This is a genomic window from uncultured Winogradskyella sp. (assembly GCF_947495255.1).
Classification (GTDB): Bacteria; Bacteroidota; Bacteroidia; order Flavobacteriales; family Flavobacteriaceae; genus Winogradskyella.
In genome coordinates this window covers 162,148-187,473 of sequence record NZ_CANLYI010000002.1, presented here as the reverse complement: position 1 = coordinate 187,473, position 25,326 = coordinate 162,148, and the positions used below count along the sequence as shown (strand labels likewise).

Annotated in this window: 25 protein-coding genes; 8 read left to right on the top strand and 17 right to left on the bottom strand. The window is 32.3% G+C overall.

Features of this window, described 5'->3' with window-relative positions:
- Positions 1 to 3: 3 nt before the first annotated feature.
- A complete protein-coding gene (locus tag Q0807_RS03545) occupies positions 4 to 207 on the bottom strand; it encodes a membrane or secreted protein (RefSeq protein ID WP_299106451.1) in 204 nt (67 codons plus the stop codon).
- A gap of 210 nt (positions 208 to 417) precedes the next feature.
- Here Q0807_RS03545 and aqpZ point away from each other — a divergent pair, with 210 nt between their 5' ends.
- Positions 418 to 1,104, top strand: coding sequence for an aquaporin Z (aqpZ, locus tag Q0807_RS03540; RefSeq protein ID WP_299106449.1), 687 nt, complete (start codon positions 418 to 420; stop codon positions 1,102 to 1,104).
- 81 nt (positions 1,105 to 1,185) lie between these two features.
- Here aqpZ and Q0807_RS03535 read toward each other — a convergent pair whose 3' ends face one another.
- The 5 genes from Q0807_RS03535 to Q0807_RS03515 form a co-directional block, all read right to left on the bottom strand.
- Positions 1,186 to 1,977 (bottom strand): anti-sigma factor, encoded by a 792-nt coding sequence (locus Q0807_RS03535; protein ID WP_299106447.1) that lies wholly within the window; start codon positions 1,975 to 1,977, stop codon positions 1,186 to 1,188.
- A 2-nt stretch (positions 1,978 to 1,979) separates the two neighbouring features.
- The gene (locus Q0807_RS03530; RefSeq protein WP_299106445.1) at positions 1,980 to 2,522 is read right to left on the bottom strand and encodes a sigma-70 family RNA polymerase sigma factor; all 543 of its coding nucleotides are present in this window, start codon (positions 2,520 to 2,522) and stop codon (positions 1,980 to 1,982) included.
- 198 nt (positions 2,523 to 2,720) lie between these two features.
- Complete coding sequence (gene murB / locus Q0807_RS03525) at positions 2,721 to 3,734, bottom strand: UDP-N-acetylmuramate dehydrogenase (RefSeq protein ID WP_299106443.1); 1,014 nt, start codon at positions 3,732 to 3,734, stop codon at positions 2,721 to 2,723.
- Entirely contained in the window at positions 3,734 to 4,924 is a 1,191-nt protein-coding gene (locus Q0807_RS03520) for a pyridoxal phosphate-dependent aminotransferase (protein WP_299106440.1), read from the bottom strand. Before Q0807_RS03520 ends, murB begins: the two co-directional genes overlap by 1 nt.
- A 118-nt stretch (positions 4,925 to 5,042) precedes the next feature.
- Positions 5,043 to 5,468, bottom strand: coding sequence for a DUF1573 domain-containing protein (locus Q0807_RS03515; protein ID WP_299106439.1), 426 nt, complete (start codon positions 5,466 to 5,468; stop codon positions 5,043 to 5,045).
- Between the two features lie 186 nt (positions 5,469 to 5,654).
- On the opposite strand from Q0807_RS03515, the gene Q0807_RS03510 reads away from it, so the two are divergent.
- Entirely contained in the window at positions 5,655 to 8,285 is a 2,631-nt protein-coding gene (locus Q0807_RS03510; protein ID WP_299106436.1) for a valine--tRNA ligase, read from the top strand.
- Positions 8,286 to 8,343: 58 nt separating this feature from the next.
- Here Q0807_RS03510 and rodA read toward each other — a convergent pair whose 3' ends face one another.
- The 6 genes from rodA to purH all read right to left on the bottom strand — a co-directional run bounded on the left by rodA (position 8,344) and on the right by purH (position 15,673).
- Positions 8,344 to 9,624 carry a rod shape-determining protein RodA gene (rodA, locus tag Q0807_RS03505; protein WP_299106433.1) on the bottom strand — a complete coding sequence of 427 codons (1,281 nt, stop codon included), beginning with the start codon at positions 9,622 to 9,624 and terminating at the stop codon, positions 8,344 to 8,346.
- A complete protein-coding gene (gene mrdA, locus Q0807_RS03500) occupies positions 9,624 to 11,561 on the bottom strand; it encodes a penicillin-binding protein 2 (RefSeq protein WP_299106430.1) in 1,938 nt (645 codons plus the stop codon). Before mrdA ends, rodA begins: the two co-directional genes overlap by 1 nt.
- Positions 11,558 to 12,064, bottom strand: coding sequence for a rod shape-determining protein MreD (locus Q0807_RS03495; protein ID WP_299106428.1), 507 nt, complete (start codon positions 12,062 to 12,064; stop codon positions 11,558 to 11,560). The genes mrdA and Q0807_RS03495 overlap by 4 nt, the downstream gene beginning before the upstream one ends.
- Positions 12,057 to 12,878 carry a rod shape-determining protein MreC gene (gene mreC / locus Q0807_RS03490; RefSeq protein ID WP_299106426.1) on the bottom strand — a complete coding sequence of 274 codons (822 nt, stop codon included), beginning with the start codon at positions 12,876 to 12,878 and terminating at the stop codon, positions 12,057 to 12,059. The genes Q0807_RS03495 and mreC overlap by 8 nt, the downstream gene beginning before the upstream one ends.
- A gap of 10 nt (positions 12,879 to 12,888) precedes the next feature.
- The gene (locus tag Q0807_RS03485; RefSeq protein WP_092444594.1) at positions 12,889 to 13,917 is read right to left on the bottom strand and encodes a rod shape-determining protein; all 1,029 of its coding nucleotides are present in this window, start codon (positions 13,915 to 13,917) and stop codon (positions 12,889 to 12,891) included.
- A 226-nt stretch (positions 13,918 to 14,143) separates the two neighbouring features.
- Complete coding sequence (gene purH / locus Q0807_RS03480) at positions 14,144 to 15,673, bottom strand: bifunctional phosphoribosylaminoimidazolecarboxamide formyltransferase/IMP cyclohydrolase (RefSeq protein ID WP_299106419.1); 1,530 nt, start codon at positions 15,671 to 15,673, stop codon at positions 14,144 to 14,146.
- A gap of 202 nt (positions 15,674 to 15,875) precedes the next feature.
- Between purH and Q0807_RS03475 the strand changes: the two genes are divergently transcribed.
- Entirely contained in the window at positions 15,876 to 17,129 is a 1,254-nt protein-coding gene (locus tag Q0807_RS03475; RefSeq protein WP_299106417.1) for an ABC transporter permease, read from the top strand.
- 35 nt (positions 17,130 to 17,164) lie between these two features.
- Here Q0807_RS03475 and Q0807_RS03470 read toward each other — a convergent pair whose 3' ends face one another.
- Positions 17,165 to 17,623, bottom strand: a complete 459-nt coding sequence (locus tag Q0807_RS03470) for a GAF domain-containing protein (protein ID WP_299106416.1) — start codon at positions 17,621 to 17,623, stop codon at positions 17,165 to 17,167.
- A gap of 91 nt (positions 17,624 to 17,714) precedes the next feature.
- Here Q0807_RS03470 and xrtF point away from each other — a divergent pair, with 91 nt between their 5' ends.
- The 5 genes from xrtF (at position 17,715) to Q0807_RS03445 (ending at position 21,921) form a co-directional block, all read left to right on the top strand.
- A complete protein-coding gene (xrtF, locus tag Q0807_RS03465; protein ID WP_299106414.1) occupies positions 17,715 to 18,266 on the top strand; it encodes an exosortase family protein XrtF in 552 nt (183 codons plus the stop codon).
- The gene (locus Q0807_RS03460; RefSeq protein ID WP_299106412.1) at positions 18,259 to 18,687 is read left to right on the top strand and encodes an exosortase F system-associated protein; all 429 of its coding nucleotides are present in this window, start codon (positions 18,259 to 18,261) and stop codon (positions 18,685 to 18,687) included. Before xrtF ends, Q0807_RS03460 begins: the two co-directional genes overlap by 8 nt.
- A gap of 50 nt (positions 18,688 to 18,737) precedes the next feature.
- Complete coding sequence (locus Q0807_RS03455; protein ID WP_299106410.1) at positions 18,738 to 19,151, top strand: hypothetical protein; 414 nt, start codon at positions 18,738 to 18,740, stop codon at positions 19,149 to 19,151.
- A 74-nt stretch (positions 19,152 to 19,225) separates the two neighbouring features.
- Entirely contained in the window at positions 19,226 to 21,463 is a 2,238-nt protein-coding gene (locus Q0807_RS03450) for a TonB-dependent receptor (RefSeq protein ID WP_299106408.1), read from the top strand.
- A 92-nt stretch (positions 21,464 to 21,555) separates the two neighbouring features.
- Positions 21,556 to 21,921: a heavy-metal-associated domain-containing protein gene (locus Q0807_RS03445; RefSeq protein ID WP_299106406.1), complete on the top strand. Its 366-nt coding sequence runs from the start codon at positions 21,556 to 21,558 to the stop codon at positions 21,919 to 21,921.
- 95 nt (positions 21,922 to 22,016) lie between these two features.
- Here the strand turns inward: Q0807_RS03445 and Q0807_RS03440 are convergent, their stop codons facing one another.
- The 4 genes from Q0807_RS03440 to secG all read right to left on the bottom strand — a co-directional run bounded on the left by Q0807_RS03440 (position 22,017) and on the right by secG (position 25,326).
- Positions 22,017 to 22,679, bottom strand: a complete 663-nt coding sequence (locus tag Q0807_RS03440) for a DUF6090 family protein (RefSeq protein ID WP_299106404.1) — start codon at positions 22,677 to 22,679, stop codon at positions 22,017 to 22,019.
- A gap of 130 nt (positions 22,680 to 22,809) precedes the next feature.
- The gene (gene groL, locus Q0807_RS03435) at positions 22,810 to 24,438 is read right to left on the bottom strand and encodes a chaperonin GroEL (protein ID WP_299106402.1); all 1,629 of its coding nucleotides are present in this window, start codon (positions 24,436 to 24,438) and stop codon (positions 22,810 to 22,812) included.
- Between the two features lie 94 nt (positions 24,439 to 24,532).
- Positions 24,533 to 24,808 carry a co-chaperone GroES gene (gene groES / locus Q0807_RS03430; RefSeq protein WP_299099278.1) on the bottom strand — a complete coding sequence of 92 codons (276 nt, stop codon included), beginning with the start codon at positions 24,806 to 24,808 and terminating at the stop codon, positions 24,533 to 24,535.
- A 173-nt stretch (positions 24,809 to 24,981) separates the two neighbouring features.
- Positions 24,982 to 25,326, bottom strand: a complete 345-nt coding sequence (gene secG / locus Q0807_RS03425; RefSeq protein WP_299106400.1) for a preprotein translocase subunit SecG — start codon at positions 25,324 to 25,326, stop codon at positions 24,982 to 24,984.

Below are 25,326 nucleotides of genomic sequence, written 5' to 3'. Positions count from 1 at the left end.
GGCTTAAGAATGTTGAGGTTCACTACAGTCTTTATATTGCTCTGGTGTTTTTCCACAAAAACCACAAGATTCACCAGTTTTGTTAAGCATTGGGTTTTGGCTTGCGCAAGTACCAGCAAATTTTCCATCTTTTTTAGCCCATATTTTTATTGCAATACCTCCTACTGCTAAAGCTAATAAACCTATTGTAAGTAATAATAATTTCATTTACTGATGTCTTTTTTTGTTTTCAAATGGAACATCTGCAACAATCATTTCTACTATAAATGATTATTATGTTAATAATGTTTCATTTTAATTCTTAAGTACAATGCAAAGATAATGCTTTTCCATTTATTATCCACTTGATTTTTTGTTGTGACTTAAGTCTTTGGTTACGTGTCTTATTACTATTATTAACTAATTAATATATCAATTATGAAAAAATTATTTGCAGAATTCTTCGGAACATTTTGGCTTGTATTTGGCGGTTGTGGTAGTGCGATTTTCGCTGCTGGGTTCCCAGAATTAGGAATCGGCTTTGCAGGCGTTGCTTTGGCATTTGGTCTTACAGTATTAACTATGGCTTTTGCTGTTGGGCATATTTCGGGAGGTCATTTTAATCCTGCTGTGTCTATTGGTCTTTGGGCTGGTGGAAAATTTGATGCTAAAGATTTACCTGGCTATATTATAGCTCAAGTTGTTGGCGCTATTGCAGCAGCAGGAGTGTTGTATTTAATCGTTTCAGGGAAATCTGATTTTGAAACCGTTGGTGGTTTTGCAGCTAATGGATATGATTCTTTATCTCCAGGTGGTTATAGTATGGTTTCTGCTCTAGTCGCTGAGGTTGTTTTAACTGCTTTCTTTTTAATGGTAATTCTTGGAAGCACAAACTTTAGAGCTCCTAAAGGTTTCGCTCCAATTGCTATAGGTTTAGCATTAACTTTAATTCACTTAATTAGTATTCCAATTACAAATACATCCGTAAATCCTGCTAGGTCTTTAAGTCAAGCGATTTTTGCTGATGGTGCTTATTTATCCCAAGTTTGGTTGTTTTGGGTTGCTCCAATATTAGGTGCTATTATTGGTGGTATAGTTCACAAAACTTTATTCGAAAAAGAATAGGTTTTATATCTAAATAAAAAAGAGGCGCAATATTAATATTGCGCCTCTTTTTTTTATAATTATATGTTTTAAAACAAAATTCTAATTTTCATCTTTTAACGAAATTTCAGCAACTGCAGTATCATTTTCTGTTGTGCTATCTTTAGATTTTATTTTGATGCTCAATGCTAATGCATCTTCCATGTATGGTATTTGCTTAAGCTTACGGTCAGATTCATCTAGTATTCCTAAATTAACCATTTTGTCTTGCATTTCAGCCCAGATTTCATAATGTTGTTCTTCTGGCAATTGAGGTAACGTAATTACATCAATCATTGACGTTTTTTCAATGGGATTTATGTATGCTACTGTTTTTAAGTTTTTAGCACGCTCGTTACCGTTGATGACGTATTTTTTTGCGTCAGGATTATTAAGTTTTAATAACTCTCTAGATAATTCATCTAATTTAGAGTTGTTAGTTTCGATATCACTACGTAGATCATAAATTTCTTCAACAACAACATTGTTTTCGTTGTTTAATTGCATGTTTTTCTGATAAAGCATAAATGATGTTGTAGCAAATAAAATGGCAGCTGCACTAGCAGCAATACTCAACCAAGATGTTTTTCTGCTTTGTACCAATTGAATTACTTTGGTATCATTAGTTTCATCTAAAGATTCTAAAATGTCATCTAAAATATAGTTAGGTATATCAACCGCACCTGCTTTCGCTATAATTTCTAAGTTATCTTGAAGTTTTTCAAAAGCTTCTTCTGCTTCAGGATAATTTGAAATAAAATGTTCCACCTCCTTAGTTTCTTCTAAAGAAGTATCTCCAACCAAATACTTTTTAAGTAGGTTAGAGTTTAAAAAAGTATGTAATTTTTTTTCCATGATTAACTATTTTCAGGATCGTAAACCTTTTTAAGTTCGCGTAGTCCTATTTTTAATCTAGATTTAATTGTACCAAGCGGAATCTCTAATTCGTCACTAGCTTCTTGCTGTGTCATTCCTTGAAAAAATAGAGCGTCTAACACTATTTGGTATTTTTCTTCTAGTCTCCCAACATGTTCTTTGATGTCCATAACATCTTGGTTTAAATTAGATGTTGGTAAGATATATACGTCAGAATTATCAATTTGGACTTCTTTATGGTAACGATTATTAAAACTTCTTAGTTTATCAATAGCTGTGTTTCTGGCAATACGAAATAACCAAGTAAATAGTTTTGCTTTTGAAGCATCGTATTTTGAAGCATTTTTCCATACCTTAATGAATGTTTCTTGCAAGGCGTCTTGCGCAATTTCTTCATTAATAGTGATTTTTAAAATAACACCATAAAGGCTATTAGAGTAATTTTCGTAAAGTAGATTTAATGCACGCTTATCTCCTTTCTGGAGTAAGTTGATTATTTTTTTCTCTATTGGTGTTATACTCAAAGTGTTAAATTTTATTTTTTTTCTGTTTTAGAAGTCCAAAAAGGGTTTATGAACGTAAATATAATTAAATACACCATATATAGGTGCCCTCAATATAGTTTTAGAATGGTTTTTACTTCACAGGAGGTTGATTAATAGCATTTTCAAACAAAATTATTCTAAAATCAAAAGTCCCAATCTCAAATTGGGACTTTTGTTTTATATAGTATTAACTTCCATTTCAATCTCAATATTAAAAATCCTTTTAACAGTGAGTTGAATCAGTTGTGCTAGTTCAAAAATTTCTTTTCCTGTTGCATTACCATAATTAACTAAAACTAAGGCTTGTTTATTATGCACACCATAATTATTTATGCGTTTGCCTTTAAAACCTGCTTTTTCAATGAGCCAGCCAGCAGGAATTTTTACAGCACTTTCAGATATTTTATAAGAAGGTACTTCCGGAAAATTAAGTTCTAAATCAGCAAATGCTTCCGCTGTAATAATTGGGTTTTTAAAAAAACTACCACTGTTACCAATTTCTTTTGGGTCTGGTAATTTGCTTTGCCTTATGGCAATAACTGCATCAGATATATTTTGAATTGTTGGCGTTTTAATTCCGTTTACTTCTAATTCATTGGTAATTACACCATAACCTGTGTGTAATTGATGATTGTTTTTAGTTAATTCAATATTTACACTAGTAATTATATATTGCCCTTTTAATTCTTGTTTAAAAATCGATTCTCTATAACCAAAATTACAGTCTGACTTTGTGAAAGTTCTCTTCGTTTGATCGTCAATATTTATGGCTTCGCAACTTAAAAACACATCTTTTAATTCTACACCATACGCACCAATATTCTGAATAGGAGCTGTACCAATATTACCAGGGATAAGGGATAAATTTTCTATGCCTCCATAATTATATTCTAAACACCAAAGTACAAAATTGTGCCAGTTTTCTCCAGCCATAGCTTTTATTACCACTGTGTTTTCTGTAGAGCTAACGACTTCGATGCCTTTTAAATTAATATGTAGGACCAAAGCTTCAATATCTTTAGTAAGCAACATATTACTTCCGCCACCTAAAATGAATAAAGGATTTGAATGATATTCTTTTAAAACATTATGGAGTTCCTTAATAGAGCTAACATCACAATACGATTGTGCCTTGGCATCTATGCCAAAAGTGTTAAACTGTTTTAAAGAAGCATTTTTAATTATGTTCATTAGTCCTTGTATACTTTTAGAGCCTCTTTTAAAATTTTAACTGAAGTTCTTAAACTTTCTTCGTTTAAAACGTATGCGATTCTTATTTGATTTAAACCAACTCCAGGAGTAGAGTAGAAGCCTGCTGCAGGAGCAACCATTACTGTGTCATTGTTATAATCGAAAGATTCTAATAACCACTTAGCAAAGTCGTCAGAGTTTTTTACTGGCAACTCCGCAATACAATAAAATGCACCATTTGGTTTGGCTACTTTTACACCCTCAATTTTTTCTAATTCTTCAATTAAAATATTTCTACGTTTTACGTATTCTTCCTTTACATCATCAAAATAGCTTTGAGGCGTGTCTAATGCTGCTTCACTTGCTATTTGAGCTAAAGTAGGAGGACTCAGCCTTGCCTGAGCAAATTTTAAAGATGTTTTTATAAGGTCTTTGTTCTTAGAAACTAAATAACCAATACGAGCGCCACACATACTGTAGCGTTTAGAAACAGAATCAATAACTATCGCGTGTTCTTCTAAGCCAGGTTCTTGTAAAATGGAATAATGTTCAATGCCATCGTATACAAATTCTCTATATACTTCATCAGCAATTAAAAACAAATCGTGTTTTTTAACTATGGCAGCTAATTGTTTTATTTCTTCCTTAGAATATAAATAACCTGTAGGGTTTCCTGGATTACAGATTAGAATAGCTTTGGTTTTTGGTGTGATTAATTTTTCAAATTCTTCAATTGGAGGCAATGCAAAATTATCTTCAATTTTTGAAATTACAGGTACAACATTAACACCAGAAGCTGTTGAAAATCCATTATAGTTAGCGTAAAATGGCTCCGGAATTATAATTTCATCATCCTCATCCATTATACTACCAAAAGCAAATAATAACGCTTCACTTCCTCCTGTTGTTACAATTATATCATTGTGAGTAACATTGATATTGTTACGTTTATAATATTCAGCAATCTTAATTCTGTAAGTTTCAGAACCTTCAGATCTTGAATAAGCGAGGATATCTATATTACTAACTTTAACTGCATCTAAAGCTATTTTTGGTGTTTTTATATCTGGCTGACCAATATTAAGATAGTAAACATTTTTACCTTCTTTATGAGCTGCTTCGGCATATGGCACCAATTTTCTAATTGGTGATTCTGGCATGCTGATGCCTTTGTTTGATATTTTTGGCATTTGGTATCGGTTTTAAAATGCTAAGGTCTGAAAATTCTAATGTAAATATGAAATAAAATCACAAAAAAAAGAGTCCTCAAATTTGAGGACTCTTTGATTTTTTTTAAGTATGTATTGATTATTCTTCAATCAAACTTTTACTTTTCTTTTCTAAAACACTTGTCTTATTAGGGTCTACAACCATACCCTTAATTCTAAGAGCTACAGTTGGCGTTTCTGCATTAGAATAAACTGTTATCGTTTTTGCGATTTTGTTTAATCTGCTTGTGTTATATTTTACAACGATCGTACCAGATTCTCCTGGTAAGATTGCTTCTTTTGGCCAGCTAGGAACTGTACAACCGCAAGTTGACTTTGCATTAGTAATAACTAAAGGAGCATCACCAGTGTTAGTAAACTCAAATGTTCTTTTTCCATCAGCACCTTTTTCAATAGTACCGTAATCGATCACATCAGTCTTAAATTCTATTTTTGCTTTTGTTTCTTGTGCAAAAGCTCCTATAGTCATTAGACCTACAAATAATACTGCAAATAAATTTTTCATCATTTTTATTTTAAAATTGATTATTCAAAACTAGTTACTTTTTCATTCCAAACAAAATTTATTAGACGTAATACCTTGTATTTAACAGAATTTATGGTTTCTGTATATATATTGTTACTCTAATAATTTTTCGAAATAGGAATTATAAGTACTTTTGTCAGTTATATTACAAAAACAATACCAAACATGGACATCCCATTAAAATATAATGCATTATCAGTAGAGAATAAGTGGTACGACTACTGGATGGAACATAAATACTTTCATTCTACACCAGATGATAGAGAACCTTATACCATTGTAATTCCGCCACCAAATGTTACAGGAATTTTGCATATGGGTCATATGTTAAACAATACTATTCAAGATGTGTTAATAAGAAGAGCACGTTTATTGGGTAAAAATGCTTGTTGGGTACCCGGTACGGATCATGCTTCTATTGCTACAGAAGCTAAGGTTGTTGCTAAATTGAAAGCACAAGGGATTGATAAAAATGACTTAACACGCGAAGAGTTTTTAGAGCACGCTTGGGAATGGACAGAAGAGTATGGAGGCGTAATCTTAGAGCAGCTGAAAAAATTGGGTTGTTCTTGTGATTGGGACAGAACGAAGTTCACCATGGACGATGATATGTCTGAATCTGTAATTAAAGTATTTGTTGATTTATACAGCAAAGGTTTAATTTACAGAGGATACCGTATGGTGAATTGGGATCCGGAAGCTAAAACAACGTTATCTGATGAAGAAGTAATCCATGTTGAAAAGCAAGGTTTACTTTATTATTTAGAATATAAAGTTGAAGGTAGCGATGAGAAATTAACCATTGCAACTACAAGACCAGAAACCATTTTTGGTGATACCGCTATTTGCATTAATCCTAATGACGAACGATTTACACATTTAAAAGGTAAGAAAGCGATTGTTCCTATTTGTGGACGTGTTATTCCTATTATAGAAGATGAATATGTAGATGTAGAGTTTGGTACAGGATGTTTGAAAGTTACACCAGCACACGATGAGAATGACAAGGTTTTAGGAGATAAGCATCAATTAGAAGTTATAGATATTTTTAATGAAGATGCTAGTTTAAATAGCTTTGGGATGCATTACGAAGGTCAAGATCGTTTTGTCGTAAGAAAAGCAATTACTAAAGAATTAGAAGAAGCAGGAATTTTAGTTAAAACTGAAAATCATATTAATAAAGTAGGAACTTCAGAACGAACTAAAGCTGTTATTGAACCAAGATTAAGTGACCAATGGTTCTTAAAAATGGAAGATTTAGCAAAACCTGCTATTGATGCCGTTTTAAAAACAGGTGATGTAAAACTGTTTCCGAAGAAATTTGAAAACACTTATCGTCACTGGATGGAGAATATTCGCGATTGGAATATCTCACGTCAGTTACTTTGGGGACAACAAATTCCGGCCTATTTCTATGGCGACGGAAAAGAAGATTTTGTAGTTGCAGAAACTATTGAAGCCGCTTTAAAATTAGCTCAAGAGAAGACTAACAATTCAGCTTTAAAATTAGAAGACTTAAAACAAGATACAGATGCACTAGATACTTGGTTTAGTTCATGGTTGTGGCCAATGAGTGTTTTTGATGGTATTAGAAACCCTGAAAACGAAGAAATCAAATATTACTACCCAACTAATGATTTGGTGACAGGTCCAGATATTTTATTCTTCTGGGTTGCACGAATGATTGTTGCAGGTTACGAGTATAGAGACGAAAAACCTTTTGAAAATGTTTACTTAACAGGTTTAGTTAGAGATAAGCAAAGACGAAAAATGTCTAAGTCTTTAGGGAACTCTCCAGATGCTTTAAAATTAATTGAAGATTATAGTGCAGATGGTGTACGTGTTGGTTTGTTATTAAGCTCGGCTGCCGGAAACGATTTAATGTTTGATGAAGCCCTTTGTCAACAAGGAAAAAGCTTAGGTAATAAAATTTGGTCTGCGTTCTATTTAACTAATTTATGGGAAGTTGTAGATATTGAACAACCACAATCTAGTAAAATAGCTTTAGAATGGTTTGAGTCTAAATTTCAGAAAGTACTTTTAGAAATAGAAGATCACTTTAGTAAATACAGATTGTCTGATGCAATAATGGCAATCTATAAGTTAATAAATGATGATTTTGCATCTTGGTTGTTAGAGGTTGTAAAACCAGCTTACCAACAGCCTATAGATTCAAAAACGTACAATGCTGTTATGGCAATTTTTGAAGATATTTTAAAAGTTGCTCATCCATTTATGCCATTTATCACAGAAGAAATCTGGCAAACTATAAGTGATAGAACACCAGAAGAGGCTTTAATTGTTTCTAAATGGCCAGAAGCAAAACCAATTAATGAAACTTTGATTTCAGAATTTGAATTTGCTTCAGAAGTAATTTCAGGAGTAAGAAACATAAGAAAACAAAAGAATATAGCCTTTAAAGATGCCATTGGATTTTCAGTAGTAAATAACGAAAGCGTAAATACGACGTTTGATGCTGTTATTTCTAAATTAGGAAATTTGGAGAGTTTTGAATACGTAACAGAAGCTGTCGAAGGTGCTTTAACTTACAGAGTAAAATCTAACGAATACTTTATTCCTATGGAAGGAAGTATTGATATTGAAGCTGAAATTGAAAAGCTAACGGAAGAATTAAAATATACGGAAGGCTTTTTAAAATCTGTTCAAAAGAAATTATCGAACGAGCGTTTTGTTGCAGGTGCACCAGAACAAGTAGTCGCTTCTGAGAAAAAGAAAGAAGCGGATGCTTTGGCTAAGATTGAAACGATAAAAGCGAGTTTAGCTAGTTTGAAGTAATAGATTTCATTTTAGAATTTAAAATAAAAAAGACTGCTGATAAAGCGGTCTTTTTTATTTACCACTCATTAATCTTATTACTATCTAACTTAACAAAAATAAAGAGTAGAATGGTAAAACCCCAAAGTCCGGAGCCACCATAACTAAAAAAGGGTAGTGGAATACCAACGGTTGGTATTAATCCCATAACCATACCAATATTAATGGTAAAGTGAACAAATAGAATAGAAGCCACACCATAACCATACACACGGCTAAATTGCGATTTTTGAGCTTCAGCTAAATAAAGAATTCTAATTATTAAAAGTACAAAGGTTAAAACAACGAGGCTTGTTCCTAAAAATCCCCATTCTTCCCCAACTGTACTAAAAATATAATCTGTGTGTTGTTCTGGTACAAATTTACCAGTGGTTCTTGTGCCTTGTAAAAAGCCTTTTCCTGAGACACCTCCCGAGCTAATAGCTTGTTCAGACTGAATAAGATTGTAGGCTTCTGCTTTTTTCATGCGTTCTAATTTCACCGGATCTTTTTCTAATCGTAACCAAAGGCTAATTCTGTTTTGTTGGTGAGGTTTTAGTCCATGTTCATAGAATAATTTCACACCATACGAAAAGCCTATACAAATAATTAGTGCAATTATATATTGAAATATTGAACCTTTATTTTTCCTCTTAAAAAAATAAACACTTATAAGTACTAGTGTTGCAATTATAGCCGTAATTAATACTCCAAATTTTAGACCAAGTACTGCTAGCACTATTAATGATAAGGCTATTATTAGATAAACTTGTTGTAAACCTTCACGATAAAACACAAAGAAAAAGGCGAGATAAACAATGGTGCTACCAGCATCATTCTGTAGTAAAATAAGCAAAGCAGGTATTACAATAATAGCTGTTACCTTCAGTTGATCTTTTACTGTTTTCATATTAGTTTCAAGATCACTAATAAATTTAGCTACTGCTAAAGCTGTTGCGAATTTTGCAAATTCACTTGGTTGTAAAGTCATGCTACCAATACCATACCAAGAGCGTGCGCCATTTACATCTTTACCAAAAATAAACAGACCAACTAATGCTATCATTGCAATAATGTAAATGACACTTGCAAACCGTTCATAGAACTTAGCTTCAACAGAAAGAATGAGAACGATAAGTACAAAGGTTAATCCAACAAAAATTAAATGTTTACCATATAATTGAGAAGCATCAAAATAACTTGTAATCTCACCAACATGCGAAGCTGACAAAATATTAAGGTACCCAAAAACAACAAGAAGTAGAAATAATACTATAGTTATCCAATCGAATTTAAAACCTCTATGATTTTCTCTCAGCATTAATCTTTAAAATTTTGATTTCCATTAATAACTTCAACTGCATTTTTATCAATGACCTGAAGTGTTGTTTCCCCATTAATTTTAAAAGGTTCTCCAGAATAAGGTTTTTTGTATTCGTTTTCGAGACTATGCGTTAAAATCCAATCTTCTAAATCTGTTCTTGTAATATGACCTTTAATATATTTTTCAATCATTAAACTTGCCATTCTTCCTGCAAAACGACTTCCCCAATATCCATTTTCTACAAAAACAGCGATGGCAATTTTTGGGTTATCTTTTGGAGCAAAAGCTACGAATATAGAATGATCTGTAAGTTGTGTTTTTATGCTATCTATTTTTACGAAGTTTTCTGCGGTTCCCGTTTTTCCACAAATTTCTATACCAGGCACTCTTAAAGATTGCGCAGTTCCTTTGTTAAATACATCAAACATACCTTGTACTACAGGTTCAAAATGACGTTTGTCTATTGTGGTATAATTAGGTGTTTTGAATTTTTTTGGAATTGAATCACCTTCTATATTTTTTATAATGTGAGGTGTGTAATAATAACCACGATTACCAATAGCTGCAGCCATATTTGCTAACTGTATAGGTGTCGCCTCAACTTCACCTTGTCCAATAGCATTAGATACAATGTAAGTAGATCCCCAACGATTATCTCCATATTGTCCATCATAATAATTTCCATCAGGAATTCGTCCTTTTCTACCTACTGATAAATCATTATTGAGGTAATTACCTAATCCAAAACTTTTAGCATGATCTGCCCATATGTTCATGCCTTTTCCTGCATCATCATATTTATCTACGATACGACGATATACATTTACAAAATAAGCATTACATGATTGGGCGATTCCTGCATTCATATCAACAGGACTTCTATGATGGTGACAACCTGTAAGTCTTCTGCTGCCATAATAATAGCCCATTCGACATGTGAATTTATCATCGACATCAACAACTTCTTCTTGTAAACCAATCAATGCATTTATAACTTTAAAAGGTGAACCAGGAGGATATTGAGCTTGTAAACCTCGGTCAAAAGTAGGCATGTTAATAGTGTCTCTAAATAGTCTGCTGAAATTTTTGTTACGTTCTCTACCAACTAACAAATTAGGATTATAACTAGGTCCAGTTACCATCGCTAATATTTCTCCAGTTTGAGGGTCAATGGCAACAATTCCGCCACGCTTATGTTTCATTAATAATTCACCATAAGCTTGTAATTCGGAGTCGATAGTAATTGTAATGTCTTTTCCTGGTTTAGGTAAAGTGTCAAAAATTCCATCTTTATATGGTCCAATATTTTTATTATGTCTGTCTTTCTGTATAAACTTAATACCTTTTACACCGCGTAAAACATCTTCATAAGATAATTCTATACCTTGTTTACCAATTAAATCACCCAATTTGTAATAGGGTTGACGTTTAATTATTCTTCGGTTCACCTCTCCAAGGTCACCAAGTACATTTGCGCCAATATTAGTTTGGTAAGATCTAAGTGAACGTTTCTGAATATAAAAGCCTTCAAATTTTCGCATTTTTTCTTGAAGTACAGCATAATCTTTTTTTGAAAGTTGCGGCACAAAAGGTGATGGTAATCTGTAAGAGTAATTTTTGGCTTTACTTAATTTATTTTCGTAATCTTCTTTAGTTATTTTTAATAAACTACAAAACTCTTCAAGCTCTATGGAGTCTAAAGGTGAAACTTCTCTGGGAATAACCATGACATCATAAGAAGGCTGATTAGCAACTAAAAGTTTTCCGTTTCTGTCATAAACGTAACCTCTTTTAGGATAGTTATACTCTTTTCTTATTGCAGTATCTTCAAAAATATCGTAGGCATCACTGTTGTAAACTTGAAGATAAAATAGACGCGCAATAAAAACAAGACCAACAAGAATAACAGTTGTTAGAAGTAATAGTTTTCTCATTTTTTATTTCGGCTAAATAGAATTATAATTAATACACTAAGTATTATTGTAAAAATACTAGAAAATAACGTCTTCTTGAGGATTAAAAGTATGTTGGAAATGTTAAATATTTCGAGTGAAAATAATATGAAGTGATGAATGAAAGTACCGATGGTTATATAGCCAATGAGACTTCCTAAATCTGTTGTGCTAAATTTTATACTGTGATGTTCGTATAACATTCCAAAAGAACTTTTTAATAGTACAGGTCTTGCATAAGCTAATGATACAGCTGCAGCTGCATGTACGCCTCCAGAATCTGAGAATAAATCAACTAGCATACCTAATAGGAAACTTGTTAATAGTAAAACTAGTCGCTCGTCCTTTATAGGGAAAAGAAAAATGAATATGATATATATGTAAGGATTGATATAACCAAAAAGGTCTATATGATTACAAATCATCACTTGTAATAAAAGCAATATGATAAACCGAATTGTATTTAAGCCTATAACGTTATTCATTACTACTGTTTTCTAGGTTAAGTACTTCAGTTCGGTTTAAATTTTCTATAATATAAACCGTACCAAGGTTGGTCATGTCATTAAACAATTTAACCTGAATGGTGTATGTGTCACCACTAATATCACTTTCAAAATCAGAAATTGTACCAATACCAATTCCTTTTGGGAAAATTGAAGATTCACCACCAGTTTCAATGGTGTCACCAATTTTTACAGGTGCATACTGTGAAACATCTTCTAATTGCACAATATTTGGTGATTGCGCATTCCAAGTTAGAGAGCCAATGTGATTGGATGATTTTAATTTAGCATTAATACTATTTTTTGTGTTTAAAATAGATATTACTGTAGAGTAATTATTAGATGTATTATCGATGATACCAACAATTCCATTTGATGTCATTACACCAAAGTCTTCTTTTATATTGTGCTTTTGTCCTTTGTTTAAAGTAAGAATATTATTTGATGCTGAATAACTATTTTTATAAACGTCAGCAATGGTTACTCTATATTGTCCTTTTGAATATGTACTATCAATGTAAGAAGAGTCAGTTTGTGATAGTTTATTAAAAATTTGTTCTCTTAGTAGTTTGTTCTCCTTTGCGAGAATTTCATTTTCTACCTTTAAATTAAAATATTGATCCACAGAATTCATAGTACCATAAACACCACCAGTTAAAAAATTGGCTGAATTTATGAATTTACTCCTATGATAAGAATGCGATTGAATCGTTAAAGCTAAGGCAATACTAAAAAGCAATAAAAACAACAGAAAGGTTTTGTTTCTTATAACAAAATTGAAAATTTGTTGCATTATTTAGGGCTTATTTAATCAATACGCTTTTGTATTTTGGTAAGTTTTTAAGCACAATACCTGTACCTCTTACAACAGCTCTTAAAGGGTCTTCTGCAATATAAACAGGTAAATCTGTTTTTTGAGAAAGACGTTTGTCTAAGCCTCTAAGCATAGATCCACCACCTGCTAAATAAATACCAGTGTTATAAATATCTGCAGCTAATTCTGGAGGTGTTTGAGATAAAGTTTCCATTACAGAATCTTCAATTCGTAAAATAGATTTATCTAATGCTTTAGCAATTTCACGGAATGAAATCTGAACTTGTTTTGGCTTTCCTGTTAATAAATCACGACCTTGAACACTCATGTCTTCTGGAGGTAATTCTAAATCTTCAGTGGCTGCGCCAATTTGTATTTTAATTTTTTCAGCTGTTCTATCACCAACATATAAGTTATGCTGTGTTCTCATGTAATAGATAATATCGTTTGTAAAAACATCACCTGCAACTTTTACAGATTTATCACAAACAATGCCACCAAGAGCAATTACTGCGATTTCGGTAGTTCCACCACCTATATCAACAATCATATTTCCTTTTGGTTGCATAATATCTACACCAATACCAATCGCAGCTGCCATTGGCTCGTGTATTAAATAAACTTCTTTTCCGTTAACACGTTCACAAGATTCTTTTACAGCTCGCATTTCTACTTCCGTAATTCCAGAAGGAATACAAACAACCATACGCAAAGCAGGATTAAAGAATTTCTTCTTTAAAGCAGGAATGTTTTTAATAAACATGCTTATCATTTGCTCGGATGCATCAAAATCTGCAATTACACCATCTTTTAATGGACGAATTGTTTTAATGTTTTCGTGCGTTTTTCCTTGCATCATGTTGGCTTCTTTACCAACTGCTATGATTTTTCCGCTAATGCGGTCTCTTGCTACTATAGATGGATTGTCAACAACAACTTTGTCATTGTGGATTATCAGTGTATTTGCGGTTCCTAAATCTATGGCTATTTCTTCCGTTAGGAAATCAAAAAATCCCATGTGCTATTCTTAATTATTTGGGTTATTCTTGTCTTCTTTTATAAGACTATCTGTAAAAGTAGTAAAATATACGCTATTTAAATGATTATAGATGTTTATTGCTCAATTTTTTTTGTTTTTTCTTACACTTTTTTAAAACTAGAAATGAGTTAAGGGCTGTGGTAAAAAAAAAGAACCCAAAATTAAGATGATTTTTATCTCAATTTTGGGTTCTAAAATGAAGTTTTTAATGCTTAAAATGACGTGTGCCTGTCATTACCATAGCTATATTGTTTTCATTACAATAATCAATACTTAATTGGTCTTTTATAGAACCTCCTGGTTGAATTACAGCAGTAATACCTGCGTTATCAGCAATTTCTACACAATCTGGAAAAGGGAAAAAAGCATCACTTGCCATAACAGAACCTTTTAAATCAAATTTAAATGATTGCGCTTTGTGTATCGCCTGGTTTAAGGCATCAACTCTACTTGTTTGTCCAGTGCCACTTGCACACAATTGTCTGTTTTTTACAAGAACAATTGTATTTGATTTTGTGTGTTTACAAATTTTTGAAGCAAATATTAAATCATCTAATTCTTCAGTAGTTGCTATTGTCTTTGTAACTGCTTTTAAACCTTCAAGTGTATCAGTGACGTTATTTCTATCTTGAACTAAAACACCATTTAAACAACTTCTAACATTGGTTTGTGGCATTTCAATATCTTTTAAAATTAAAAGAATTCTATTTTTCTTTCCTTTTAAAATTTCTAAAGCTTCAGGAGAAAATGATGGAGCAATAACGACTTCACAGAATAATTTATGAATCTCTTCTGCTGTAGTCAAATCAATTTCTGTATTACCGATTAATACACCTCCAAAAGCCGAAACAGGATCACCAGCCAATGCATCTACATAAGCTTGGTGTAAAGTGTCGCGTTGAGCTAAGCCACAAGCGTTGTTGTGTTTTAAAACCGCAAAAGTTGGTGCGTCGTTTTTAAATTCTAACATTAAGTTTACAGCTGCATCAACGTCTAACAGGTTGTTATAGCTTAATTCTTTACCATGAAGTTTTGTGAAAATCTTATCAAAGTCACCAAAGAAGAATCCTTTTTGGTGTGGGTTTTCGCCATAACGCAATACTTTACCGTTATTTTCAGAAATTTTTAATGACGGAATTTCATTGTTTTTGTTGAAGTAATTAAAAATCGCAGAATCATAATGAGAAGATACATTAAATGCTTTTGCAGCAAATTGTCTTCTATCGTCTTCAGATGTTTCTCCGTTTTTACTTTCTAGTAATTCTAAAAATTCCGTATAATCATCAACTGATGATACACAAGTAACATCTGCATAATTCTTAGCCGCAGCTCTAATTAAAGAAATGCCTCCAATATCAATTTTTTCAATAATATCTTGGTTACTTGCTCCAGATGCAACAGTCTTTTCAAAAGGGTATAAATCTACAATGACTACATCTATTTGAGGAATGTCAAATTCTTTTAATTCGGCAACATCACCATCGTGATTTTGGCGATTTAAAATGCCGCCAAATACTTTAGGGTGAAGGGTTTTAACGCGACCACCAAGTATTGAAGGGTAAGACGTTACGTCTTCTACTGGTACAACGTCAATTCCTAAATCTTTAATGAACTTTTCGGTTCCTCCTGTAGAATAAATTGTGACGTTTAAGTCGTTTAATTTTTTAACGATTGGTGCTAATCCATCTTTACTAAATACCGAAATTAGTGCAGATGAAATGGTTTTGTTACTCATAATGTTGTGTTGTGTTTTAGATGCGGCAAAAATACGTATATTCACAAAGAAAAGCTTAGTGAGAAATGTAGTTTCTTTAAGTTTTTTGTAACAATAAATTGTTGAAAACGTCCTATCTTTAAATTGTTGAAATTTTGTTTGCTTTTTACAGGGTTTAAAAAGTGAAAATTCAAGATTAAAACGTAATAAAAACAACACTTAAATGCTGGTCTACTTACGCTTATTAAAAGAGAGTTTTTCGTTTGCAATTAATGCACTTCGAAATAATAAACTTAGAACATTCTTGTCACTTTTAGGTGTAACGGTTGGTATCTTTTCAATTATTGCAGTTTTAGCAGCAGTAGATTCTCTTGATAAAACAATAACCTCTCAATTGAGTTCTTTAGATAGTAATACCATGTATGTGGTAAATAGGTCTTTTGGTCCAACTGATGTGCCACGTTGGCAACGTGAAACATTTGATCCAATTTCTTATAACGAGTATAAAAGCTTAAAATCGTCTTTGTCTGAAGCTAAGCATGTTGCTTTTCAATTAGGTGTGAAACGCGAGAATATAAGATACGAATCTGAATTAGTAAGTGGTGTTAATACCGTCGTGGTTTCTAGTGAATTTACAGATATCCAAGTTTTAGAATTTGAAAAAGGTCGGTTTTATAACGAATCTGAATCGAATTCAGGTAAAGCAGTAGTGGTTATTGGTTCGGAAATTGCAAAATCTTTATTTGGTGATTTTGAGCCTATTGGTAAAAAGGTACGTCTTTACGGACAAAAATTTACGGTTATTGGTGTTGTGAAAAAAGAAGGATCTGGTTTGTTAGGAGATAGTAACGATGTTTCTATTTTTCTGCCAGCCAATTATGTTAGAAATAGATTTGGAGACAACAATCCAAACAACATGCATATTGTCATAATAAAGCCTAAAAAAGATGCTGATATCGACGGATTAAAAGCCGAAGTGACACAAATTTTAAGAAACAAACGTGGCTTAAAGGCAGATGAAATAGATACATTTTTTGTCAATATAATTGCGGGTTTACAAGGTGCTATTGATGAAATGTTAGGAATGTTAAACCTAATAGGTTGGGTTATTAGTGGCTTTTCTTTATTAGTAGGAGGCTTCGGAATTGCAAATATTATGTTTGTGAGTGTTAAGGAACGTACTAATCTTATTGGTATACAGAAATCACTTGGTGCTAAGAATAAATTTATTTTATTTCAATTTTTATTTGAAGCTGTAATTCTCGCCGTAGTTGGTGGTCTTGTTGGTTTGTTTTTAGTCTGGATAGGAACCATAATAGGAAGTAGTCTTACAGAAGATTTTGAATTTGTACTCTCGCCTCAAAATATGCTTTTAGGTTTCTTTATTTCTTCTATTATAGGTTTGATATCTGGTGTTATTCCTGCTTTAACAGCTTCTAGGTTAGACCCTGTAGAAGCTATTAGAACAGGAATGTAATTTGTCTTTATTTCTATACCTATTCTTGTGAATTATTAATTGTAGATAGAAGCAACTTCCTTACAAATAAATTCTAAAAATCGCTCATCAGCTTCTGTAAATGGGTCAGGTGTGCTAGAGTCAATATCTATTTGTCCAATATTTTCGCCATTCACAAAAATAGGAATTACAATTTCGGCTTTAACCGTTATACTGCAAGCAATATAATTATCTTGGGCAGCAACATCAGGCACAACAAAATTCTCATTACTTACGGCAACTTGGCCGCAGATACCTTTGCCAAACGGAATAATAACATGATCTGTAGGTTCACCAACATAAGGCCCCAGTTTTAATTCGTTTTTGTTGCCATTTTTAAAGTAAAATCCAACCCAATTGTAATAACTTACATTTGCTTCTAGGACTTCACAAATTTTTAATAGTCGTTCGTCAACACTAAGGTTCTCTCGTGTTGCAATCTTTTTTATTTCAGGTTTTAGGTTTTGTAAATTCATTGGTATAAAAAAATTTTGGTAAAAGTATCTAAAATGCGCTATTTTAAATTACTGTTTTTATAAATTTAACATCAAACTAATAACATATTAATTGAAATCACTTTTAGTAAAATATAAATCCGTTATTCGCTTTATAGTCACGTTTTTGACAGTTTACGGAGTTTTAACTATTGGTTATAATGTGTATTTAAATATGTCAGATGGTTCTAAGTTCTATCCAGATTATTTAACAAACTTAGTCGCACAACAAACAAATGCCTTACTAAATGGAGTAGTTTATGACGCTAATGTTTTGCCTCACCCTAACGAGCCTTCCATGAAAATTATTATTAATGGAAAATACGTTGCTCGTGTTATTGAGGGTTGCAATGCAATTAGTATTATTATTATGTTCTTGTCGTTTATCGTCGCTTTTGCAGGTAAATTGAAAACCACAATTTTATATGGGTTAGCTGGTAGTATTATTATTTATGCATTCAACCTTTTTAGAATTGTCATTCTGTCAATAGGTTTATATCATTATCCATGGCGAAAAGAAATTTTACATAACGTTATTTTCCCTATGTTAATTTACGGAACGGTATTTTTACTTTGGATGGTTTGGGTGAATCGATTTTCTCAAAACAAAATGTTAGATGAATAAGGTTTTAACTTATATAATCATTGGGATTTTGCTACTATGCTTAGTTTTAATTAGAGCTTTTGAAAACGTATTATTCTACGATCCATATTTAACATTTTTTGAGAGCGACTATTTATATATGGATAGTCCAAGAAGAGAAATAGCCAAACTGGTATTATTTACAACCCTAAGATTTGTGTTAAATACAATTATTTCGTTGGGTGTTCTTTATTTAATTTTTAAGGATGATAGTATCGTAAAGTTCTCGGTAATAATTTTTACTACAGCCTTTATATTATTGTTGATACCGTTTTTATATTTTGTTATTAATCCCAGGCAAGAAGACTATTACTTATTCTTTAATATTAGACGATTCTTAATTCAGCCGATTGGGTTAATTTTACTTTTGCCGGCATTTTATTACTATAAGCTTAATCGTTAATAGTTTTGTAATTAACAAATCAGTTTTTAAGAATTTCGTAACTTTGCATCGTGAAATTTTCGGTAACACATAAAGTCTTTGCTTTATCATTATCTTTTTTAGTAATGATTTCTTCATTATCATTAACGATAGAGAAGCATTTTTGTGGAGAAACTTTAGTAGATGTTGCTATTTTTACTGAAGCAGAAAAGTGTTCGGATGATTCTTCTGAGGTTACAGCAACGAGCACAATAAAAAAGAATTGTTGTAAAGACGAAATTGATGTCATCGATGGGTTGTCTGAAATTACAGTTAATTCGTTCGAAGACTTAGATACTATACAACAACACGTCTTAATTGCATATAGTTATACATATATTCATCTTTTTGAGGATTTACCAAACTTGGTTATTCCGCATAAAGATTATCTACCTCCCAAACTCATCAAAGACATACATGTTTTAGATGAGACTTACCTAATTTGATTATAGTTTATAACCCTTAGTAGAAAAAGGATGCACACATTTTGTGCAATTAGTTATACCTATAATTTAAACAAATGAAGAAATATATAATATTAAATTTTATGTTCTTGTCGCTTATATTATCAGCACAAGATCAATTAAAAGGCATAGTTTCAGAAACTAGTACAGGAAAAGAAATACCATTATCTGGAGCAAATGTCTATTGGCTAGGCTCATCAATTGGAGCTATTTCGGCTGAAGATGGTACATTCGAGTTGCCTTATAAATTCTCATATAACAAATTGGTTATTAGTTATGTGGGATTTAAAACAGATACCATAAACATCAAAGAAAATAAATACATTAAGCATGTAATGCAGGCTAGTGATGAGTTAGATGCTGTAGAGATAAAATCACGTAATCAAGCGACAAGAAAATCTTATTTACAAGCGGCAAATACATTTACTGTAACCAGTGCAGAATTATTAAAAGCTGCCTGTTGTAATTTAGCAGAAAGTTTTGAAACCAATCCATCGATTGATGTTAATTTTGCAGATGCCGTTTCAGGCACCAAGCAAATTAAAATGCTGGGTTTAAACTCACCATATATTTTAATTGCAACAGAAAATATCCCAACGATTAGAGGAGCTTCACAAGCTTATGGACTTAGTTTTATTCCTGGTACTTGGGTAGAAAGTATTCAAATTACAAAAGGTACAGGAAGCGTCGTTAATGGTTTTGAGAGTATTGCAGGCCAAATTAATGCTGAGTTAGTAAAGCCAGCAACAGACAATAAATTGTTTGTGAACCTCTATGGAGCATCTAATGAGCGCTTAGAGTTAAATACACATTTTAATACAAAAGTATCTGACAAGTGGAGTACGGGTTTATACTTGCATGGTAATACACACCAAGAAAAGCACGATATCAATGACGATGGCTTTTTAGATATGCCACTTTACAATCAAATTAATGTAATGAATCGTTGGCAATACGCTAATCTCGAAAAAGGTTTAGTGAGTTTCATAAATTTTAGATACTTAAACGACGAAAAACAAGGCGGACAAGTGGATTTTAATCCAGATATAGATAAAGGAACTACCAATTTTTGGGGAAGTGAAATTAACACTGAACGTTTTGAAGTTTCAACAAAGTTTGGTTATGTAAATCCTGAAGTTCCATATCAAAGTATTGGATTGCAAACCGCTTTTAGTCATCATAAACAAGATTCTTATTTTGGGTTGAATCTATATGATATAGAACATAATAGCTTTTATTCTAACTTAGTTTATAATACTATTATTTCAGATTCTCGTCATAAAGTAAAAACGGGATTAAGTTTTACTTATGATCATTATGATGAATTGGTGAATACAGAAAATTACGAGCGTACAGAAAACTCGGTTGGTGGCTTTTTTGAATATGCTTATGATGACTTAGATAAGCTAACCATGACAGCAGGTGTGCGAGTAGATCAGCATAATAGATTGGGCTTTTTTGTGACACCTCGTTTTCATTTGCGTTATACGCCTTGGGAAAAATCTGCATTAAGATTTTCAATAGGAAGAGGAAAAAGAAGTGCTAATATTTTTGCCGAAAACCAGAATATGTTTTCAAGTTCAAGACAAATCAATATATTAAATTCAGGTGGAAAAATTTATGGTTTAAACCCAGAAATCGCTTGGAATTATGGTGTTAGCTATTTACAAGGTTTTAATTTATTTGATAGAAAAGCAGATGTTACTTTTGATTTCTATAGAACGGACTTTCAGAATCAAGTCGTAGTAGATTGGGAAAATCCATATGAAGTTAATTTTTATAATTTAGAAGGTGATAGCTATGCTAATAGTTTTCAATTTGAATTTAACTATAATATTTTTGAGCATTTTGATTTAAGAATGGCTTACAAGTATTACGACATAAAAACAGATTACAAATCTGGTAAACTAGATAAACCATTAATTCCTAAACATAGATTGTTTGCTAATACTTCTTATGAAACACCTATAAAGGATAATGGCTCGCAATGGAAATTTGATGCAACTTATAATTGGTTGAGTGAACAACGTTTTCCGAGTACTGCAATAAGCCCATCGGAATATCAATTAGCAGATGAAACGCCAACGGTAGGAACCTTGAATTTACAAGTTACTAAAGTGTTTTCTCCAAAATTTGAAGTATATTTAGGAGGCGAAAATGTTACAAATGTGAGGCAAGATAATCCGGTTGTAAGCGCAGATAATCCATTTGGCTCAAATTTTGATAGTAATTTTGTGTACGGTCCAATTTATGGAAGTATGTATTATGCAGGCTTACGGTTTAAGATAAAGTAAAAAAGAAACAATTGTCTCCTCGAGTGCAGTTGAGAGGTTTTAAATAGGTCTCGACTGCGCTCGACCAGACAGAATAATAATGATTTAAAATTATGAAAAAATTAATAACACTTACAGTATTATTTATGGGAATGATGGCGTTCTCACAAAACAAAAATGCAAAAGCGAATATCGAAGTTGATGGTGTTTGTGGTATGTGCAAAGAGCGTATAGAAAAAGCAGCTATTAGAACTAAAGGTGTTAAATCTGCAGTTTGGAATGTAGATACGCATGAGTTGAAACTTATTTTTGACGAACGTAAAACAGATGTGAAAATAATTTCAAAGAGCATAGCAGCCGTTGGTCATGATACTAAAGAAGTGAAAGCTACTGACGAGCAGTATCATTCTGTTCATGCCTGTTGTCTATATCGAGATGACGAGGTTAAGAAGGATCATGAAAAAAAAGAAGAAGATTAATATAATTAAAAAGCCTGAATGTGTATTCAGGCTTTTTTTATGTGATTTTGTTATCCAGATGAAAAGCATTGATTCTAATTAAAGTTTAGTGATCATTAATCTAATGCAGCATCAATCTTAGCAATTAAGACATCACAACTTTCAATTCCAAATGCTGTAGCCTTTTTTTTGTCATCAAAGGTTGTTAATAGTGCTCTTACAATATTTTTTAATTTAATTTCATCTAAAAAGGGTCCTTTACCTTGAGGTATCTGGTCGTAATCAGCATGGTTTACTAAATAGTTCCCTAAATAATCCTTGATTAAACTTGTGTGTCTAACGTAATCATCGGAGACTTCATCATAATTAGCATAGTGTTGTTGAATAGCTGTTTTTAGTTCAAAATCTTCAATTAATTTTAAATCTCCAGAGTTTATTAAGGTGTTATACGTAATGTTTTTTGGACTGAAATTTTCATATTTTACGATAGCAAAAATATTATTCATCAGTCGCATGTCTTGATTTTTTTCAGAATTCAAAACAGGAATAATCTCTGAACAAATCACAAGTTTTTTATCAATGGCCTCTATATTCTTTTTGAGTTGAATTTTATCAGCTTCAACGTCTCTTTTCAGATTGGTGAGGTATTGCGTTTTAAGTTTACTGTCTTTTACGTTTTCTGCACATTTGTTCATGCTAAAAGCAATAGTTATACCAATAATAACAATAATAATTTCTCTTAACGTATACTTCCAAGTTGTTTTTGTTGCTTTAGCCATTGAGTTGTTTGATTAGATTTCTAAATCTAAGAAATTTTATCTGAAAAAAAACAAAAGCCTTTGATTCTCATCAAAGGCTTTTAAGTTTGTAATCGACCAAAGTCAATAATTTATCTATGGCGATTCGCCATTACATCATGCCTGGCATTCCGCCTCCACCCATTGGCATAGCAGGTGCATCTTCTTTAATATCAACTAAAGCACATTCTGTAGTTAATATCATACCAGCTACAGAAGCGGCATTTTCTAAAGCAATACGAGTTACTTTCTTAGGGTCAATGATACCTGCTTTAAGCATATCTACGTAAGTTTCTGTTTTAGCATCGTAACCAAAATCTTTCTTACCTTCTAATACTTTATTTATAACAACAGAACCTTCACCACCAGCATTTTCTACAATAGTACGTAAAGGCGCTTCAATAGCTTTGTTTACAATTTGTACACCAGTTGTTTCGTCTAAATTATCAGTTGTAATTTTTTCTAAAGTCTTTTTAGCTCTTACTAAAGCAACTCCTCCACCAGCAACGATACCTTCTTCAACAGCAGCTCGTGTTGCATGTAAAGCATCATCAACTCTATCTTTCTTTTCTTTCATTTCTACTTCAGAAGCAGCACCAACGTATAGTACAGCAACACCTCCAGCTAACTTAGCTAAACGCTCTTGAAGTTTTTCTTTATCGTAATCAGAAGTCGTTGTTTCTATTTGAGCTTTTATTTGATTTACTCTTGCTTTTATATCATCAGCTTTACCTTCTCCATTAACGATTGTTGTATTGTCTTTGTCGATTGTAACTGTTTCAGCAGTACCAAGCATAGAAAGATCTGCATTCTCTAAAGAGAAACCTCTTTCTTCAGAGATAACAACACCACCTGTAAGGATGGCTATATCTTCTAACATAGCTTTACGTCTGTCTCCAAAACCTGGTGCTTTTACAGCAGCAATTTTAAGTCCTCCTCGTAATTTGTTCACTACTAATGTAGCTAAAGCTTGTCCTTCAACGTCTTCTGCAATGATTAATAATGGACGACCAGATTGTGCTACTGGTTCTAATATTGGAAGAATTTCTTGTAAGTTAGAAATTTTCTTATCGAATAATAAAATATAAGGATTTTCTAAATCAGCAATCATTTTATCAGAATCAGTAACGAAGTAAGGAGATAAGTAACCTCTGTCAAACTGCATACCTTCAACAACGTCAACGTAAGTTTCCATTCCTTTAGCTTCTTCAACAGTAATAACACCTTCTTTACCAACTTTTCCGAATGCCTTAGCGATTAACTCACCAATAGTATCGTCGTTGTTAGCAGAAATAGCAGCTACTTGCTTAATCTTATCAGAAGAGCTTCCTACTTTTTGAGATTGCTTGTCTAAATCTTTAACAATAGCTTCAACAGCTTTGTCAATACCACGTTTTAAATCCATTGGATTTGCGCCTGCAGCAACATTTTTAAGACCTTCTTTTACAATTGCTTGAGCTAAAACAGTAGCAGTTGTTGTACCATCACCAGCTAAATCATTAGTTTTAGAAGCAACTTCCTTTACCATTTGTGCTCCCATGTTTTCAAGTTCATCCTCTAGCTCAATTTCTTTTGCTACAGAAACACCATCTTTAGTTACTTGAGGTGCACCAAATGATTTACCAATAATTACATTACGACCTTTTGGACCTAATGTTACCTTTACTGCATTTGCTAAAGCATCAACACCACGTTTAAGTCCGTCGCGAGCTTCAATATCGAATTTTATATGTTTTGCCATTTTCTTTAATTTTTAGCCGTTAGCTTTTAGCTTTTGGCTGAGTGTTAATTTTTTTTTAGTGCTAATAGCAAAAGGCTAATAGCTAAAAGCAATGTTAGATAATTGCTAAGATGTCGCTTTCACGCATCATTAAATAATCTTTACCTTCAAGTTTAAGTTCAGTTCCGCCATATTTTCCGTAAAGTACAGTATCTCCAACTTTTACAGTTAAAGGTTCGTCTTTAGTTCCATTACCGATAGCTACAACAGTACCTTCTTGTGGTTTTTCTTTTGCATTATCTGGAATAATAATTCCTGAAGCTGTTTTAGTTTCAGCTTGCTTTGGTTCTACAAGAACACGGTCTGCTAATGGTTTAATGTTTAAGCCCATTTGTTATATGTTTTTTAAATTATTTAATTATTAATTTACGCTTTAGCGTAGTTCGAAAATTATGCCATATAAGAATGACTGACAAAGTTTCAGACTTTATAGCTTTATATTAGGACATAAAAAAAGCCAACTTAAAAAGTTGGCTTAATATTTTTTATAAAATAACGTTTGTGTTATTCAGTATCAGAACCGTCAGTTGTTGCTCCATCTGTTGATGGTGCTGGTAACGCTGGCATATCAGTTGTTTCATCTGTATCTAAGGCTTTAGATTCAGTTGTGCCACCAGAACTAATAGTTAGGTTAGATGCTAAAATTAAAATAATTAAAGCTGTCGCTAAAAACCATGTACTCTTGTCTAAAAAGTCTCCAGTTTTTTTAACACCACCCATTTGTTGTGTACCACCACCTCCAAATGAAGAAGATAATCCTCCTCCTTTAGGGTTTTGCACCATAATTACTACGATTAGTAAAAAGGCAACGATTACGATTAATCCTAAAAATATTGAAAATGCACTCAT